The sequence below is a fragment of the Polaromonas sp. P4_F9 genome, assembly GCF_056401235.1.
The window spans coordinates 57,757-73,986 of sequence record NZ_JBFUJT010000015.1; the positions used below are offsets into that span (position 1 = coordinate 57,757).

Annotated in this window: 16 protein-coding genes; 10 read left to right on the top strand and 6 right to left on the bottom strand. The window is 63.5% G+C overall.

Going from position 1 to position 16,230, the window contains the following annotated elements:
• Positions 1 to 3 precede the first annotated feature (3 nt).
• The 4 genes from AC1DUB_RS14660 (at position 4) to AC1DUB_RS14675 (ending at position 4,703) form a co-directional block, all read left to right on the top strand.
• The gene (locus AC1DUB_RS14660; protein ID WP_477730110.1) at positions 4 to 1,245 is read left to right on the top strand and encodes a ribulose-bisphosphate carboxylase large subunit family protein; all 1,242 of its coding nucleotides are present in this window, start codon (positions 4 to 6) and stop codon (positions 1,243 to 1,245) included.
• 5 nt (positions 1,246 to 1,250) lie between these two features.
• Positions 1,251 to 2,624, top strand: a complete 1,374-nt coding sequence (gene oiaK / locus AC1DUB_RS14665) for a 3-oxo-isoapionate kinase OiaK (RefSeq protein ID WP_477730111.1) — start codon at positions 1,251 to 1,253, stop codon at positions 2,622 to 2,624.
• A gap of 334 nt (positions 2,625 to 2,958) precedes the next feature.
• The gene (locus tag AC1DUB_RS14670; RefSeq protein ID WP_477730112.1) at positions 2,959 to 3,672 is read left to right on the top strand and encodes a transcriptional regulator NanR; all 714 of its coding nucleotides are present in this window, start codon (positions 2,959 to 2,961) and stop codon (positions 3,670 to 3,672) included.
• 242 nt (positions 3,673 to 3,914) lie between these two features.
• The gene (locus tag AC1DUB_RS14675; RefSeq protein ID WP_477730113.1) at positions 3,915 to 4,703 is read left to right on the top strand and encodes an SDR family NAD(P)-dependent oxidoreductase; all 789 of its coding nucleotides are present in this window, start codon (positions 3,915 to 3,917) and stop codon (positions 4,701 to 4,703) included.
• 685 nt (positions 4,704 to 5,388) lie between these two features.
• On the opposite strand, the gene AC1DUB_RS14680 is transcribed toward AC1DUB_RS14675, so the two are convergent.
• The 3 genes from AC1DUB_RS14680 to AC1DUB_RS14690 all read right to left on the bottom strand — a co-directional run bounded on the left by AC1DUB_RS14680 (position 5,389) and on the right by AC1DUB_RS14690 (position 7,401).
• Complete coding sequence (locus AC1DUB_RS14680; protein WP_477730114.1) at positions 5,389 to 5,688, bottom strand: hypothetical protein; 300 nt, start codon at positions 5,686 to 5,688, stop codon at positions 5,389 to 5,391.
• Positions 5,672 to 6,157: a cupin domain-containing protein gene (locus tag AC1DUB_RS14685; RefSeq protein WP_477730115.1), complete on the bottom strand. Its 486-nt coding sequence runs from the start codon at positions 6,155 to 6,157 to the stop codon at positions 5,672 to 5,674. Before AC1DUB_RS14685 ends, AC1DUB_RS14680 begins: the two co-directional genes overlap by 17 nt.
• 227 nt (positions 6,158 to 6,384) lie before the next feature.
• The gene (locus AC1DUB_RS14690; protein WP_477730116.1) at positions 6,385 to 7,401 is read right to left on the bottom strand and encodes a hypothetical protein; all 1,017 of its coding nucleotides are present in this window, start codon (positions 7,399 to 7,401) and stop codon (positions 6,385 to 6,387) included.
• Positions 7,402 to 7,611: 210 nt separating this feature from the next.
• Between AC1DUB_RS14690 and AC1DUB_RS14695 the strand changes: the two genes are divergently transcribed.
• The 3 genes from AC1DUB_RS14695 to AC1DUB_RS14705 all read left to right on the top strand — a co-directional run bounded on the left by AC1DUB_RS14695 (position 7,612) and on the right by AC1DUB_RS14705 (position 8,657).
• Positions 7,612 to 7,953: a zinc ribbon domain-containing protein YjdM gene (locus AC1DUB_RS14695; RefSeq protein WP_477730117.1), complete on the top strand. Its 342-nt coding sequence runs from the start codon at positions 7,612 to 7,614 to the stop codon at positions 7,951 to 7,953.
• Positions 7,954 to 8,075: 122 nt separating this feature from the next.
• Positions 8,076 to 8,231: a hypothetical protein gene (locus AC1DUB_RS14700; RefSeq protein ID WP_477730118.1), complete on the top strand. Its 156-nt coding sequence runs from the start codon at positions 8,076 to 8,078 to the stop codon at positions 8,229 to 8,231.
• Between the two features lie 33 nt (positions 8,232 to 8,264).
• Positions 8,265 to 8,657 (top strand): TraR/DksA family transcriptional regulator, encoded by a 393-nt coding sequence (locus AC1DUB_RS14705; RefSeq protein WP_477730119.1) that lies wholly within the window; start codon positions 8,265 to 8,267, stop codon positions 8,655 to 8,657.
• Positions 8,658 to 9,261: 604 nt separating this feature from the next.
• Here the strand turns inward: AC1DUB_RS14705 and AC1DUB_RS14710 are convergent.
• Positions 9,262 to 10,761, bottom strand: coding sequence for an alkaline phosphatase family protein (locus AC1DUB_RS14710; protein WP_477721972.1), 1,500 nt, complete (start codon positions 10,759 to 10,761; stop codon positions 9,262 to 9,264).
• 582 nt (positions 10,762 to 11,343) lie between these two features.
• Between AC1DUB_RS14710 and AC1DUB_RS14715 the strand changes: the two genes are divergently transcribed.
• Together AC1DUB_RS14715 and AC1DUB_RS14720 are read left to right on the top strand one after the other, a co-directional pair.
• Positions 11,344 to 12,291, top strand: a complete 948-nt coding sequence (locus AC1DUB_RS14715) for a pseudouridine-5'-phosphate glycosidase (RefSeq protein WP_477730187.1) — start codon at positions 11,344 to 11,346, stop codon at positions 12,289 to 12,291.
• 334 nt (positions 12,292 to 12,625) lie between these two features.
• Entirely contained in the window at positions 12,626 to 12,967 is a 342-nt protein-coding gene (locus AC1DUB_RS14720) for a histone protein (RefSeq protein ID WP_477721973.1), read from the top strand.
• A 121-nt stretch (positions 12,968 to 13,088) separates the two neighbouring features.
• On the opposite strand, the gene AC1DUB_RS14725 is transcribed toward AC1DUB_RS14720, so the two are convergent.
• A complete protein-coding gene (locus AC1DUB_RS14725) occupies positions 13,089 to 14,231 on the bottom strand; it encodes an aminotransferase class V-fold PLP-dependent enzyme (protein ID WP_477730120.1) in 1,143 nt (380 codons plus the stop codon).
• A 156-nt stretch (positions 14,232 to 14,387) separates the two neighbouring features.
• Between AC1DUB_RS14725 and AC1DUB_RS14730 the strand changes: the two genes are divergently transcribed.
• Positions 14,388 to 15,095, top strand: a complete 708-nt coding sequence (locus tag AC1DUB_RS14730) for a Crp/Fnr family transcriptional regulator (protein WP_477730121.1) — start codon at positions 14,388 to 14,390, stop codon at positions 15,093 to 15,095.
• A gap of 29 nt (positions 15,096 to 15,124) precedes the next feature.
• On the opposite strand, the gene AC1DUB_RS14735 is transcribed toward AC1DUB_RS14730, so the two are convergent.
• Complete coding sequence (locus AC1DUB_RS14735) at positions 15,125 to 16,039, bottom strand: LysR family transcriptional regulator (RefSeq protein WP_477730122.1); 915 nt, start codon at positions 16,037 to 16,039, stop codon at positions 15,125 to 15,127.
• Positions 16,040 to 16,230: the final 191 nt, after the last annotated feature.

Genomic DNA, 16,230 nt, shown 5'->3' on the forward strand with positions numbered 1-16,230 from the left:
CCCATGAGCGAACGCATTCACGCGACCTACTGGCTGGAAACCGGCGATGACCCGCGGCGCGCCGCCGAGGTGATTGCCGGCGAGCAGTCCAGCGGCACTTTCATCACGTTGCCCAACGAGACACCGGCCCTGAAGGCGCGCTCCGGCGCACGCGTCGAGCGGCTGGAGGTGCTGGAGCAGGTTGGCCAGCCCAGCCTGCCGGTTGCCACGCCGGCCAAGGTCTACACCCGCTGCACGCTGGAGCTGTCGTGGCCGATCGAGAACCTCGGCCCGTCGTTGCCCAACCTGATGTCGACCATCGCCGGCAATTTGTTCGAGTTGCGCCAGGTGTCGGGCCTGCGTGTGCTGGACCTGAAACTGCCAGCGTCCTTCGCCGATGCCTACCCCGGCCCGGCCTTCGGCATCGACGGCACGCGGCGCCTGTCCGGCGTGGCGAAGGGCCCGCTGATCGGCACCATCATCAAGCCCAGCGTCGGTCTGGACCCCGCGCAGACGGCCGAGCAGGTGCGCCAGCTGATAGCCGGCGGCATCGACTTCATCAAGGACGACGAGCTGCAGGCCGACGGGCCGCATTGCCCGTTCGACGAGCGCGTGCGCGCCGTGATGCAGGTGGTCAACGACGCGGCCCAGCGCGACGGGCGCAAGGTGATGGTGGCCTTTAACCTGACCGGCGACCTGGACCAGATGCGGCGGCGCCATGACCTCGTGCAGTCGCTGGGCGGCACCTGCGTGATGGCCAGCCTCAATTCCATCGGTCTCGTCGGCCTGCTCGAGCTGCGTCGCCATGCCAGCCTGCCCATCCACGCGCACCGCTGCGGCTGGGGTTATCTTTCGCGCAGCCCGGCCCTGGGCTGGGACTTTGCGCCGTGGCACCAGATCTGGCGCCTGGCCGGTGCCGACCACCTGCATGTCAACGGCTTGTCCAACAAGTTCAGCGAGCCCGACGCGAGTGTGATTGCCGCCGCGCGCGCGGTGCTCAAGCCGCTGTTCGCCCATCAGTCGATGCCGGCCATGCCGGTCTTCAGTTCGGGCCAGACCGGCCTGCAGGCGCCCGGCACCTATGCCGCGCTCGGCAGCGCGGACCTGATCCATGCCGCCGGCGGTGGCATCTTCGGCCACCCGGGCGGCATTGCCGCCGGCGTCAGCGCCTTTCGCCAGGCCTGGGAGGCGGCCATGGCCGGCACGCCGCTGCACGAGCATGCCAAAACGCATGCCGAGCTGCGCAGCGCGCTCGAGTTCTGGTGAACCCCGTGGCCGATCAACGCTGGCCAGACGGCCTGCTGCTCGCCTACTACGGCGACGACTTCACCGGCTCCACCGATGTGATGGAGGCCTTCAGCGCAGCCGGTGTGCCGACCGTGCTGTTTCTGCGCCCGCCCACGGCAGACTGGCTGAAGCGATTCCCTGAGGTGCGCTGCGTCGGCCTGGCCGGCCAGTCGCGCGGTCGCAGCCCGGACTGGATGGACCGCGAGCTGCCGCAGGCCTTTGCCAGCCTGGCCAAACTCGGTGCGCCTATCCTGCAATACAAGGTCTGCTCGACCTTCGACTCTTCACCCGCGGTCGGCTCCATCGGCCGCGCCATCGATATCGGCGTGCCGCTGATGCCGGGCCGCTGGTCGCCCATGGTCGTCGGCGCGCCGCGCCTGAAGCGCTACCAGGCCTTTGGCAACCTGTTCGCGGCGGTCGACGGCGTGGGCTACCGCCTCGACCGGCACCCGACCATGTCGCGCCACCCGGTCACGCCCATGGCCGAGGCCGACCTGCGCCTGCACTTGGCGGCGCAGACACCGCGCCGCAGCGAGTTGATCGACATGGTGCAGCTGCGTACCGGCGACGCGGCCGCCCGCGTGCAGGCGCTCGCTGGCGCCGACGTGCCGGTGGTGCTGCTCGATGTGCTCGACGAAGAAACACTGGCCGCCGCCGGCCGGCTGGTCTGGACGCAGCGCGGCAACGGCCTGTTCACCGCTTCGTCGTCCGGCCTGCAGTACGCCCTGGCCGCGCACTGGCGCAGCGAGGGTCTGTTGCCGGAGCAGCCCTCGCTGCCGGTGGCGGCGCCCGTGCCGGTGATCGCCGTGGTCAGCGGCAGTTGCTCGCCGGTGACGGCGGCGCAGATCGCCTGGGCGCAGGGGCAGGGCTTTCAGGCCGAGCGCCTGGACCTGCCGCGCCTGCTCGACGCGCGCGACGGTGAGGCCGAGATAGAACGTATAGTGGCCGCGGCCGTGGGGGCCATAGCGCAGGGCGCCAGCCCTCTCGTGTATTCGGCCGCCGGGCCCGACGATGCGGCCGTGCGGCAATTCGATGCGACGGCGGCGCAAGCCGGCCTGGCGCGCGGCGAGGCGGCCCAGCGCGTCGGTGCGGGTCTCGCCGAAGTAATGCGGCGGCTGCTCGAGCGGGTGCCCCTGCAGCGCATCGTGGTGGCTGGCGGCGACAGTTCGGGTGAGGTGGCGAGCGCGCTCGACATCACCGCGCTCAGCGTGGTGGCCGGGCTTGCGCCGGGCGCACCGCTGTGCAAGGTCTGGTCCGAGCGGCGCGAACGCGACGGCCTGGAGATTGTGCTGAAGGGCGGCCAGATGGGCACGGCCTCGTTTTTTGGCGCCGTGCGTGCCGGCCGCTTGCTTGACTAACCCCTCTATTGATTGCTCGATTGATTACTCGACTAAGTGATAATTCAACCTAGAAACAGCAGTTGACCGCTTGCAAACTTCAGGAAAGCCGTATGCCCATTGACTTTCCCCTCTTCGATTGCGTTCACCTTCTGGGTGACAGCGCTATGCGCCCGATTGCACCATGCTCGACGCGCCATGCTGCGTTGCTCCGCCTTGTGGGCAGGAGCCCACTGCGTTGTCACGCCTTGCCTGGCACGCCGATCACGGCGCACTCGGACGCATCCAACTGCCGTTTCTAGGTTAAAAGCTCACCCCGCCCGAAGTTTTTCCGTTTCCACTCCTACCCGCCACCATGACCACCGAACAGATCCAGCGCCGCAAGCTGTACCAGGAAGTGCTCGACCGGCTGCTGGAGCGGATCCGCAGCGGCGAAATTCCGCCCGGTGCCCACCTGCCTTCCGAGCGCGAGCTGATGGAGTTCTACGGCGTGGGCCGGCCGGCGGTGCGCGAGGCGCTGCAGGCGCTGGAGCGCTCGGGCATCGTCGAGATCACCCATGGTGAGCGCGCGCGCGTTGTCATCCCCACGGCCGGGCGGCTGATCGAGCAGCTCGCCGGCGGCGCACGCCACCTGTTGCACAGCCAGCCCGACATGCTGGAGCACCTCAAGGACGCGCGCGTCTTTCTGGAAGTGGGCATGGCCCGCGTGGCCGCCGAGCGCGCGACGGACGAAGACATTGCGCGGCTGCGGGAGCGGCTGGCCGAACACCGGGCCTCGGTCGGCAAGGTCGACGAGTTCATCCAGCTCGACATGGCTTTTCACCGCGAGATTGCGCGCATCAGCGGCAACCCGATCTTCCCCGCCATCCTCGAGGCCCTGTTCGGCTGGGCGATCGAGTATTACCACCCCTTTGTCCGCGCGCCCGGTGCCGAACAGCTGACCCTGGCCGAACATGCGCGACTCGTCGAGGCGATCGCCACGCGCGATCCACAAGCGGCGGAAACCGCCATCCGGGAGCACCTGACGCGTGCGAACGAGCTGTATCGCCAACTGGACACGTCGGGTTAGCCGGGCCCGGCTGTTGAGATCGTCAGCCTCGCTGGTGAAGTACGTTCGCAAGACGACGGGTTGCTCAGGGCATCTCTCTCGGGCGTTGTCGCGGATGTCGAAGGCAACGTCTATGGGGGCCATTCGTGGCCGGTTTCAATTCGATCTGCATGACGTTCGAGGTCACGCTGGAAGAATGGCTGCCGGCCAATACGCAAGCGAGTAAGCAATAACAAGTGATCATTTTTTTAATGGAGCATCTTATGACGTCTGATAATTCATCCATGCCGGTGGCCGTGGTCACCGGCGGTGCCCGCGGCATCGGCCTGGCGATTGGTCAGTGGTTCCTGGAACACGGTCATCGGGTCGCACTGCTCGACATCGACGGCGACACGCTGGCCCAAACGGCCGCCAGGCTGAATGACGATCACGTGCTTGCCGTCCACTGCGACGTGTCCGACCCGCAGCAGGTGCAAGCTGCCGTGGACAAGGTAGGGGCTGCCTTCGGCCGGATTGACGCGTTGGTTAACAACGCCGGTGTGGCGGTGTTCAAACCCATTGCTGAAACTACTTTTGAGGAATGGCGCAGCGTGATGGCGACGAACCTTGACGGTGCGTTTCTGTGTACCCAGGCCTGCGCACCGGTCATGCAAGAAACTGGCGGTGGCAGCGTTGTCAATATCGCGTCCATCTCCGGCCTCCGTGCCAGCACACTGCGCGTGGCGTACGGCACCAGCAAGGCCGCGCTCATTCACCTTACCAAGCAGCAGGCCGTGGAGCTGGGCAATGTCGGCATCCGTGTGAACGCTATCGCTCCAGGCCCTGTAGAGACCGAGATGGCCAAGCTGGTTCACAGCGTGGCCATCCGCTCGGACTACTACGATGCCATCCCGCTGAACCGCTACGGCACAACCGAGGAGATCGCGTCGGTCGCCGGTTTTCTCTGCAGTGCTGCCGCGAGCTATGTGAACGGCCAGGTCGTGGCCGCGGACGGCGGCTTCGACGCTGCCGGCGTAGGTCTGCCCACGTTGCGCAAGCGGGCGGCAGCCTAGGCAATTCGTTCAACGGTGCAAAAGCACAAGAGGGCGCATGAGGGCGCATCGCGCTGGTGGCGATCATCTCCTTCCCCCGCTGGGAGAAGGCCGGGATGGGGGCTCACGGCGTGGGCGTTGGACCGCCGTGCTGACTTGGTCGCCGCTGGCCCCCACCCCAGCCCTCCCCCGGAAGGGGAGGGAGCTTCACGGGTTCTTGACTGAACCGTGTTGAACCGTGTCGGGGCCAGAGGCAATACGGTTCAGTGGGCACACCGCATGCAGTGCCTATCATCTCCTTCCCCCGCTGGGGGAAGGCCGGGATGGGGGCAGGGCACCGTGCTTATCTGGTCGCCGCTGGCCCCCACCCCAACCCWCCCCCGGAAGGGGAGGGAGCTTCACGGGTTCTTGACTGAATCGTGTTGAACCGTAATGGGGCCAGAGGCAATACGGCTCAGTGAGCACGCCGCATGCAGTGCCGATCATCTCCTTCCCCCGCTGGGGGAAGGCCGGGATGGGGGCTCACGGCGTGGGCGTCGGGCCACCGTGCTGATCTGGTCGCGGCAGGCCCCCACCCCAACCCTCCCCCGGAAGGGGAGGGAGCGTCACGGGTCCTTGACTGAACCGTATTGAACCGTAACGGGGCCAGGGCCTGTTCACAGGGGGCCTCACCAGTTGGTGGTGAGGCTGCGCATGCCGGCTTGCGTCAGCTTCCGGTGTGCTTCCACAGGTTGATCGCGAAGCACACCAGGCCGACGCCGATGACCACCGAGGCCAGCGCCAGCACCGGTTCCACGGCCTGGTTGCCGCCCATAAACATGGCCAGCGTGATCATCTGGACCGGCAGGGCGAGGTTGTGCAGCCAGAAATGAATCCTGGCCAGCCGGGTGTCGGCCGCCGCAGGCGCAGACCGGTACCACAGCCCAAACAAGCCCATGCTGGCCCAGCCCAGCAGGTTCAGGTGGGCATGAACCGGTCGCATCGTGTAGTTATGGCTTGCGGCCATGGCGATGCCCAGCGATACGCCAAGCAAGAGATAAATAACGGCCAGACGTAAAAAGCGATTGCCCATGGAGTCCTCCTCGTTGAAAAAACTTGGTGCGCAGCTGGACAGCCGCAAGAACCGCGTCGGCGGCCCCCGGCCCCCGGCGGCGGTGTCCTTTTTCCGTCGTGTCCTCGAGCAACCGCGCGTTGCCCGGGACGTAGCGTCGGCGTTCGCCATCGCTTGCTTCGAATTCCATTCCACCGTTGAGGAAGAAGATCCGCATGTGCAGGGGTGAGGGAGGCAAATCGCCGACAAATCCGGCCGGCACGCGCAGGAATTCGCAGCGGGAGACGGCGGTCAATTCAGACACGCCGAAGGGCGGGGCGGGCGGCGCAAAGTGACGGGTGGACAGGCCGATTTGCAGGTGGGCGAAATGAGACTCGCCGGCCGCGTCGCAATGCAGCCGTTCATCAGTGAGCAAGGATCTCATGGCCACTCCCTCCGCCCGAGGCTTCCCCAGGCTCGCTGGAGTTTGCCGTACATCGGTGCGTCGCGCAAGCCTCGCGCAGCGGTGCTGCGGCCATGCCCGGCGCATCCGCAGAGGAGGGGTGGAGGAGCCCTTGACTTCGTCACCGGGCTGCCCGGCCCGGTGGCATGGCGCCTCCCAGTAGCGCAGCAGCCAGTGGTTGGTTCACCTTGATCTGTGCAGTCCACTTCTCATTTGCGTTCCTGCCCTCGATCCTCATCCTTGTCGCGGTCTTTCCCCTGTCCCTGCTTGCGCCTTGGCTCCTGCGGCGCTCCCTTGCCTCGCGGCGCGTTTTCCTGGATTGACCTTGGCATCTGCTGCTCATGTGGTGCCGCCCCTTGCGGTGGATCCCGACGCTGATCCTGCATTGCCGGGCCTCTCTGTTGAGGATGGACCTGGCCGGGGGCTGCCCGCTGATCCTCTTGGCCTCCCCGTTGCGGCGGCTGTGAACGTGGGGTGGCCGGCCGAGCCTGCTGCAGCGGCGGTGGCTGATCAGGCCGCTGGATGTCCTGCTGCCTGGCACTTCTCTGCCTCTCTTGCTGCGCTCCCGGCTGTTCCCGCTGAGGAGGCGCGGGCGTTTTTTGCGCTGCCAGCCCCTGACCCTGATAGTGCTGCCGCACTACGGTGTCGCGCGGCTGGTAACGGTAATTTTGGCTGTGCAGGGCCTGCTGCTGCGCCACCACCTGGGGATACCGATCCCCTGAATACTGCCGCTGGTAGACAGGCAGCGGGGCGGGCGCTGGAACAGCACTCCGGTTCCACTTGTCCCATCCTCTCCGATGCCGCTCCCATTCATTGCCCCAGTGCTCACCCCAGCGCGGCGGCGCATCGGGCCGCCACCCATAAAAGTACCCAGGCGGAACCCGGTAGTAGCGCACCGGGACTCGCAGGATGAACACCGGCACAAATTGAGGCTCCACCAACCACCAGGGCCCGTTGTACCAGGAACTCGCGTACCAGCTGTCGTGCTGGTATACCCAGTACATGCCATCGTAAAAGAAAAAATTGGAATTCAGCCGCGGAGCGTAGTAGACCGGGTAGCCCGGCACCCGGACGAGGTCCGGGAACAGCTGCAGGTGGATCCCGATGCTCACCTGGGCAATGGCCGAAGTCACCGACCCAAGCAGCATCCAAAGCACAATAAGTAGGTAGCGCATCTTGTCCTCCAGTTCGATCACCGAGGCGGCGTGTCGACTGCGGAAAGTCACACCTGCCCCGACTCTTCAAAAAGCTTCCGTGCCAGATGGTTCGATTCCGCCAGTGACATGCCTTGTGCCATCGTACGCCCGGCGAGCGGATAGGGCTAGTATGAATACGAATGCTCGGCCTGGTCAGAGATCGCTACAAAGCAGGCAGGGGTCGCCCCGGCTTGACGGATACTTCAGGTTGCCTCAACCACCTGCAATTTGAACGGAATCATGCCCACCATCCCAGCCTGCCCCCAGTGCGCTTTGGAGAACACCTACCCTGACGGTGACAACTATGTTTGTGCCGACTGCGGCCATGAATGGCCCATGCTGGAGACCGCGGACACTGATGACGGCGCAGACGCCGTGGTCAGGGATGCCAATGGCAACGTGCTAGCCGATGGCGACGCCGTGGTGCTCATCAAGGACCTGAAGGTCAAGGGCTCGTCCATCACCCTCAAAATGGGAACCAAGGTCAAAAGCATTCGCCTGGTCGGCGGCGACCATGAGGTGGACTGCAAAATGGACGCCGGCAGCTTCATGCTGAAAGCCTGCTACCTGAGGAAGGCCTAGCCGTCGGACTGTGCAGGCGCTCAGCCGCATGCTGCGGTCGGGCCCGGTCTGGAACTCCGGCGGTTTTAAGGTGTCCGACCGTTAACGGACTCAACAGCCCTGGAAAAATGCGCCGAAACGGCATGTCGATTTTGTTTCATGCCCCAATTTATGAAATCAAGCCGCCACTTTCGCTGGCGAAACGCTCGCCGGTGTACGTTTTTTTCGCCGTGCCTGTATGCTATGTTTACACCACAGGCATCGTGCTGCCGGTCGCCGGCAGCGCTGGAGCCACCTGACAGGCACGACATTTACCTTAGCTGCGCCCGACCATGACGACCTTGAGAAACGAACAGCTCGACCTGCTGCGTCGCACGCTCGCCGAACGCGACGCGCAGTTGCAGGTTGACGTGCGCGCGGCCAGGGAGGCGGCCGCCGAGCGCCCACCCACGACCGCGCGCGAGGTGCAGGACCCGGGCGAGGACGCGGAAGAGCGTTTCCGCCACGGGCTCGAACATGTCGACCTGCAGCGCGACGAGGAAGAGCTGCGCGCCATTCAGCAGGCGCAAGAGCGCATGGCCGACGGCAGCTATGGCAGTTGCATCGACTGCGGCCAGCTCATTCCCTTCGAGCGCCTGAAGGCGCAGCCGAGCGCGTTACGCTGCATCGTGTGCCAGACGCGCTTCGAGCAAGGGCGCGACACCACCCCGCGCTACGTGGTCTGACGCGCCACGACCCCAGTCGCATCCCCACACCCTTCACGATTTTGGTGGATTCCCGCGGGACCGCCATGAAATGCAGTACCCGCCCGCCCATGCCGCGGCGGCGGCAGTTCGCAACGGGCCCAATCCCGGTATCGCCACCCAGGAGGGGGTGCGGGCGCTGGAGGAAAGTTCTGACCACTTCCGCTGATGATGGCAGGCGGCAGCTAGCAGGCTCAAGTTACTGGCGGACTACCTTCGTCGACCCTGAGCGGTCAGAGACGATTTGTTTCTCGACGGACCGCAAAGCAGCGAAAGCGGGTACTGACCAACGGCTGCTTTCTGGAAGCTCAGTTTTGAATTTTGGCATGCCACTCAGCCGTCATTCGTCGCCGCCAGCAAGGTGCCCAAAGCCGTCATCTGGTAGGTTGGGCTGAGCGTAGCGATGCCCAACATGGGTACGGTGAATATGTTGGGCTGCATTTCATTCAGCCCAACCTACGTGCTAGCGTTGGCTATTCTGATTGCCGGCTTCGTTGACCGGATCGTTGGCCTCGCGCCGCCCAAGCTGGTCCAGCTTTCGTCATCTGCCCACCTCTCCCGAAGCACCCACCAACCTAGCCCGACGTCATGGGGTCTGCGAGAAGTCAAAGGCATTAAGTAGGTTGTTCGCGGCAGCGTCTCGACTCCCTAGAGGCGCTAACTGCCAGCGGGTTTCGATGAATTTCAAGATCGAAGTGGTCTCAGAGGGCGTGTGATCGACGAAGTGGCGTTTGGCGTAGGGCGAGATGATGATGGCGGGTACCCGGACTCCTGGACCCCACCGATCGCCCTGCGGCGGCGGAACGTGATCCCAGCGCCCGCCACCCTCATCGTAGGTAATGATGATCACGCTGTCCTTCCAGACGGCACTGTCCTGCACCGCTTGCACCATGTCGGCTACGTACCGCTGGCCTGACAGTAAATCTGTGTAACCCGGGTGTTCGTTGTGCGCACCGATGGGCTTCACAAACGCCACCGCCGGCAGGTTGTTGGACCGGAGGGCAGCGAAGAAATCCTGCACGTCCTTCAAGTGCTCGGCACGGGCGGCGGTTCCGTCGGCGTAGCGGGCGAAGTAGTTGAACGGCTGATGATGAAACTGAAAGAGCGGCTCCGGGCGTCCGGCGACAGCGTCGTTCCAGCCCTCTGAGTACCAGGCCCAGGAGATCCCCTTTTCGCTCAGCCGGTCCCCGATCGTCGGCATGGTCAGCAGTGGCATCAACTGGGCTGGATCGTGGATGGTCGCGGGATACGGCTGGTTCGCTGCATAAACGGTATGGACGACATAGCCGTCCGGAGTGACCGACCCATCCTTGACAACGACGCCATGTGCGTCGAGTTGAATGACCAAATTGGCCGGTGCGTTCGGCCAGACGGGGGTGCAGCTACAGATCAGCCAAAAGTGGTTGATGAGTGACCCGTCAAAGGCCGAGTGGAAAAAATGATCCGCCAGGGTGTACTGCTGCGCCAAGCGGCCAACGGGCAAGTAGGTTGCGTCATAGTAGCTCATCGCCAGCCCGCCATTCTCGCTCCAGGCCGCAAACCCGTCCATGCGGCCGCCGTCGATCTGGCGCCGCTCTTGAAAGGCCCGATTTACGATGTCCCCCGTCTTATGGTCAGGCGAAACATACCGGGCCGCGTCGTAGGGAGCGACCGGTAAATTCGTTGGGAATCGCGCGTCCGGGGCTGGTGGTTTCTTTGACGTATCGAGCGGCTGCGGAAGTGTCGTGTAAGGCGTTCCGTCCTTCTGCATCTGTCTCATGCGCTCCCCTGCATTCGCCAAGCCATCGGCCCCGGGAAACTTGCCATACAGGCCGTCAAAGCTCCAATTCTCTTGAAAGATCACGATGACGTGTCGGATCTTCTCGAGCCCAGAGGGCTGCGCAACGTTACGTGAGTCTGCCGGGAGGGAGGCCGTGCAACCGGTAACAACAAGTAGCAGGGCCGCGAAGCAGGGCCAGGCTGCCACTGTCATAACGCGCCCTGAGAGCAGAACGAAAAGATGAGACCAGGAGTTTTGATATGAACATGGATTTCCGCTATGACGCATGAACGCACCGATTGCGAGAAAAACGCTTTTGTGGTCCATGGCTTCCTCCAAGGAATCAGGCTAGACGCGCGGCGGCCCAAAGTATTCATGCTACGCCTGGCAGGTCAAAAGAAACCTTTGTACCGGTGTAACTTGAGCGCAGATGCGGTAACCAAAGGCTCATAGTGTGCAGATCACAGCTTCGGGCCGGGCTTAGAAAGCCATTCGCCGAGCGGTGCTCTTAACACCCAGTGGTGCCCACTTTTGCCCGGATTGAGGACCCGAGTCGCGCTCGAACTTCCCGGGCTATTCTATTGAGGTAGCGCTTCGCCAATGTCCGGAATTGGCCGGGTGCGGGTGCAGCGATCAGCGAAATCGACGCCACATTGCCGACACCCAACCTGCCGATGTCAACGCCGGGTATGGAGCGAGTATTTCGGAAATCTCTACAGCCGCTGTCAGTCTCTTGCAGGCATTCGACGACACACGTTTGACCGGCAGCTGTTGGCTGACTCTCGAAGTTGAGCGCGCTTTCTGCGGCGATTCAGTGGCGCCTTGAACGGCGCCCCGTGCTTGCCCAGCAAACCATAGACCAGTCTTATGCTGCACACTCCGGTGAACCACACCATTGAAAGCATAGCCATGGTTACCGACCTTGCCCACTCCTGGCTGATCTGCAGCGCGCCCGTGGCCGCTGCACAGGCCGCCGGCCGCCCGCTCGTGGCGCTGGAGTCCACCATCATCGCCCACGGCATGCCCTACCCGGAGAACGTTCGCACTGCGCGCGAAGTGGAGACTTTGATCCGCGACCTGGGCGCCGAGCCCGCGACCATCGCGCTGATCGGCGGGCGCATCCGCATCGGCCTTTCGGACGACGAGCTGGAGTTGCTTGGCCGCTCGGGCCAGGCACACAAGGTCAGCCGCCGCGACCTGCCGGCCGTGCTGGCCGGCGGCGGGCTCGGCGCCACCACGGTGGCCGGCACGATGATATGTGCCGCGCTGGCCGGCATTGAGGTCTTTGTCACCGGCGGCATTGGCGGCGTGCACCGCGGCGCGCAGGAGAGTTTTGACATCTCGGCCGATCTGCAGGAACTGGCGAAGACCTCGGTGGCGGTGGTCTGTGCCGGTGCGAAGTCGATCCTGGACATAGCGCTCACACTGGAATACCTGGAAACGCACGGCGTGCCGGTGCTCAGTTGCGAGCAGGACAACTTCGCCGCGTTCTACACGCGCGACAGCGGTTTTCGCGCGGACTTCAGGCTGGACGACGCGGCGGCGCAGGCACGCTTCATCCGCACCAAGTGGGACCTGGGCCTCGCGGGCGGCGTGGTCCTGAGCACGCCAGTGCCGCAGGCGGCCGCGATGGCGCGCGAAGAGATCGACGCGCTGACGCAGCAGGCGCTCGCCGAGGCCAAGGCGCAAGGAATCACCGGCAAGGCCGTGACCCCCTTTCTGCTGGCGCGCATCAAGGCGCTGACGGGTGGGCGCAGCCTGGTGACCAACATCGCGCTGGTGAAACACAACGCCGAGGTGGGGGCAAGGCTGGCCCTTGCCCTGGCACAGGCGGGGCGTGGGGCGGGCCCAGCGTAGCCGCCTGAACGTCCGCGATTCACCAAGCTTCGCGCCAGCTTCCAGCCTCCTGGCCGGGTCCAGCAGGTCGGGCTGTCAATGTCACCGTCCCCTTCTGGCATCGCTGCATGGTGCTCATTCGAGCTGCAAATCGTATCTGACTGCTCTGGGCATGCGAGCGGCATTGATGGCAGTCGGGCATGGTGCGACCGGCTGCTCAATTGCTCAATGACAACAAATTTCCGGGCAGATTCCTCTCGATTGAATGCCGGCGTGGAGAACGAACCAAAATATTGGAGACAATACGGTACTGGCGAAATATCTCAGCCAGGTAAATAAAAAAGGAAATTCTGAAATGGCAACTGCGAAAAAAATGGCTCCAAAGGCTGCGGCAACTCCAAAGAAAGTAACGGCTCCTGCGAAAGTGGTGAAGCCCGTTGCCAAGGCCGCTGTGAAAAAAGCCCCCGTGTCGAAGACAGCCAAGGCTGTTGCAAAACTTGGCGCAAGCATCGCGAAGCTGACCGAACGCAAAGACAAAATCAATGCAGAAATCAAAGTCCTGCGTGATCAACGTGCTGCGTTGAAAGTGGTTCCAGTGGCTCCTGCGCCTGCAGCACCAAAGGCAAAGGCTGCCCCCAAGGCAGCCCCTAAAGCTGCAGCGCCGAAGAAAGCGGCAAAGCCGACCGCCAAGAAATAATATTCTTTAGCGACACTGTTGCTTTGCAAAAAAGACCCTTCGGGGTCTTTTTTTTTGCTCAAACCAATGGCCATTCTTTCCGCCACAACCGTGATGGCGCCACGGTGGGCTCCCTACGCGCTTACCGCACACCACTCAGCGCGGCCAATGCACGAATGGCACTGATCACCTCCAGCTCGGTGTTGTAGAAGTGCGGTGCGATCCGGATGACGTCGTTGCGGGCTGACACGACATAACCTTGCGCGAGAAGTTGACGCTCCGCTGCGGAGGCGTCGCCCACGCGTATGGCAGTCGTTGATGCCTTGCGCGCAAGGTCGCGGGGGCTTTCGATTTGAAGCCCCAGGCGCTTCGCTTCATCAAGGGCGACGCCAGACAGGTGCTTCAGGTAACTTTCGATCAAATCCACATCCATCGAACCGATGAGCCCCAGCGCCGCACGCGCCGCAAAGGCGTTGATCATGGGCGGTGTCCCGGTGTTGAAACGTGAGGCGCCAGGCGCGAAATCCAACTGGCGGATATCGAACGCGAACGGATTAACGCGGCCAAACCAACCGGTGTTGCTAGGAAACAGCTGTTCTGCCACTGCGCGGCGTACGTACATAAAGGCGATGCCCGGGCAACCGAGCAGGAACTTTTGCGCGCCCGAGGCCAGAATGTCGATTCCGTCGCGCTGCACGTCAATGCGCACCGCGCCCGCCGACTGGTACGCATCGACAAAAACGAGCGCCTCCTTCGCATGCGCAAGTTCGGCAATGGCGGCTATGTCCTGCTGGAAGCCGTTGTAATAGGACACGTGTGACACGCTCACCAGGGCCGTACGCTCATTGATTTGTCTGGCGTAGGCGTCCAGGCTGATGCAATGGCCTTCGTCAGCTTCGACAAAGTCTACGTGCGCGCCTTTGCGCTGGTGTGCCAGCCAGACATGGCCGACCGACGGAAAATCGATGTCGCCGACGACAATGCCGTTCTTCTCCGGGGTGAAGTTCATGGCGCTGCCGATGGACGAGGCGGCGTCGGACACGGACGACATCGCGGCGACCTCGTCGGGGTGGGCGTTGATCAGACGGGCGAAAGCCGCCTTGGCCTCGTTCACCGCATCCATCCAGCCCGACCAGTCCATGCCCCTGTCGCGCCAGGATTTCAGATAATCCCCGATAGCCTGCTCGACCGGAAGGCTCAAGGCGCTTTGCGAGCAGCTCGACAGCTGTGCCTTCGAAGTCAGAATCGGGAACAGTTCGCGGGTGTGTTCGAAAGGGTGGCGCATGGATTCTTTCCTTGGGTTTGGTTTGAATGCGGATAACTTGCAGCGTAGCGGCGAGTCACGCGCAATTCTGCAAAGCGCTTTACATTGCGGGCCAACAACAACAGCGCGCGTGCTGAACTGGCGTGGGGGCCGCTCCCGCGCCGTGGCGAGTGCACCATGACCTCGGCGCTGCCCCCGGCAAACGGCGTTACCAGTCATTGCCGCGCGTTCTGGCTTGAAGACCTGGGCTACGACTGGCAGGCGCTTACCCGCGGCCGCACGCAACGAAGGCTGGCCAAGGAGGCGGTGCTGTTTCACCAGGGCGGAACTGCTTCCACGCTGTATGTGGTGGTACAGGGGAGGGTCCGTCTGGTGACGTATTCCGCTGCGGGCAGGGAGCGCCATCTGGCAGTGATCGGTCCCGATGGCCTGGTGGGCGACTGCGGCATGGTGGACCCGGGTCGGCACCTGACTTCGGCGGTGGTTTCGGCCGACGCCATGGTGTACGAGGTACCGGTACCCGAGGCGCTGAAGGCCATGCAGGCTGAGGGCATCATCTTGCGCCAGGTCCTGGCGTTTTCGGACCAGCGCTTTCAGGTCATGATGCATCACCATGACCTCCTCAGCGCGGGCGCCGCGATCAAGCGTGTGAGCTTTGCCCTGCTGGGTCTTGTGCACGTCTACGGCGTGCCGGACGCTCGCGGCCGTCGCATCCGCATCGGCTTTACGCAGGAAGAAATGGCCAGCCTCTGCAGCATCTCCCGGGTCAGTGTCTCCACCGCTTTTGGGGAGCTTGCCGGGCGCGGCCTGGTGTTGCGGGATGCCCGGCGGGTGATTGTCCGCGACGTGGCTGCACTCGAAGCATTGGCGCAGGACAGCGCGTGAACACTTATTGGCAGGCAGGCAACCGGCCGTCAGACCTCCGCGTCGCCCAGTCGGCCCTTGATATAGTCAAGAAACGTTTTCACCACACCGGGCAGCGTGCGGCCCACCAGAGTCTGAAGTTCGATGTTGCGGCTATCCAGATTTCGCTCGCGCAATGGCACTGCAACCATGGTGCCATCAGCCAGAAACCGGCGCACTGACACCTCGCCCGCCACCGAGGCTATTCCCCCGGAAAGGACAAAGCGGTGCAGCGCAGTGGCGCAGTTGCTGGCAACGCGTGGTTCTATCACCAGGCCCACACGGCTGCAGGCGATGTCGAAGATCTGACGAAGGCTGTTCTCCGCGGTGGGCAGCGCCAGCGGATACGCAGCGAGTTGGTTCAAGGTGATGCTTTTCGATCGTGCCAGGGCGTGGTCCGGCTGCATGATGACCATGACCGGCGCGGGCTGGCGATGTTCGACCTTGATTTCCTTTTGTGCCAGCCGGTTGAAGGTCAGCCCGATGTCCGCATCGCCGTTGCGCACCATGTCAGAAACGTCGGCCGGCCCAGCCACGTTCAGGCTGAAATGGATGCCTGGGTAGCGCTGCTGAAAGTCGATGATCAATCCGGGCAGGAAGTCGATCGCAAATCCTTCGGTGCAGGCGAGGCTCACATGGCCTTTGTGCAGTCCCTGCAGCGCCAGGATATCGGCCACGACACGGTCGGCTTCCAGCGCCGAGTGACGGGCGTGGGCTGCCAGCACCTCGCCCGCAGCGCTCAACACCATGCCGCGAGGCCTGCGCTCGAACAATTGCACCTCCAGCGCATGTTCCAGGCTGCTGATCTGACGGCTGATGGCAGAAGCAGCGACAAAAAGCCGTTCCGACGCCTCGCTGATCGAGCCGCACCGCGCCACTTCCAAAAAGTACCGAAGCGATGTTTCCTTGAGGTGGTCGGACTTCATAGGTTTACCCGTGCCATGCTGAAACGGCAATGATTGGATGTTAATTCTCTAATGGTAGCAACAGAAGTTCTGTCTTATTCTCCGTTTAAACGCTGGATGACAACCTTATTTCGCCCCTTTAGCGGGGCCAAAAACCGAACGATGAAACCGCCACTTTCTGCGACATCTCGCGATTCCCTTGACACCCTGTT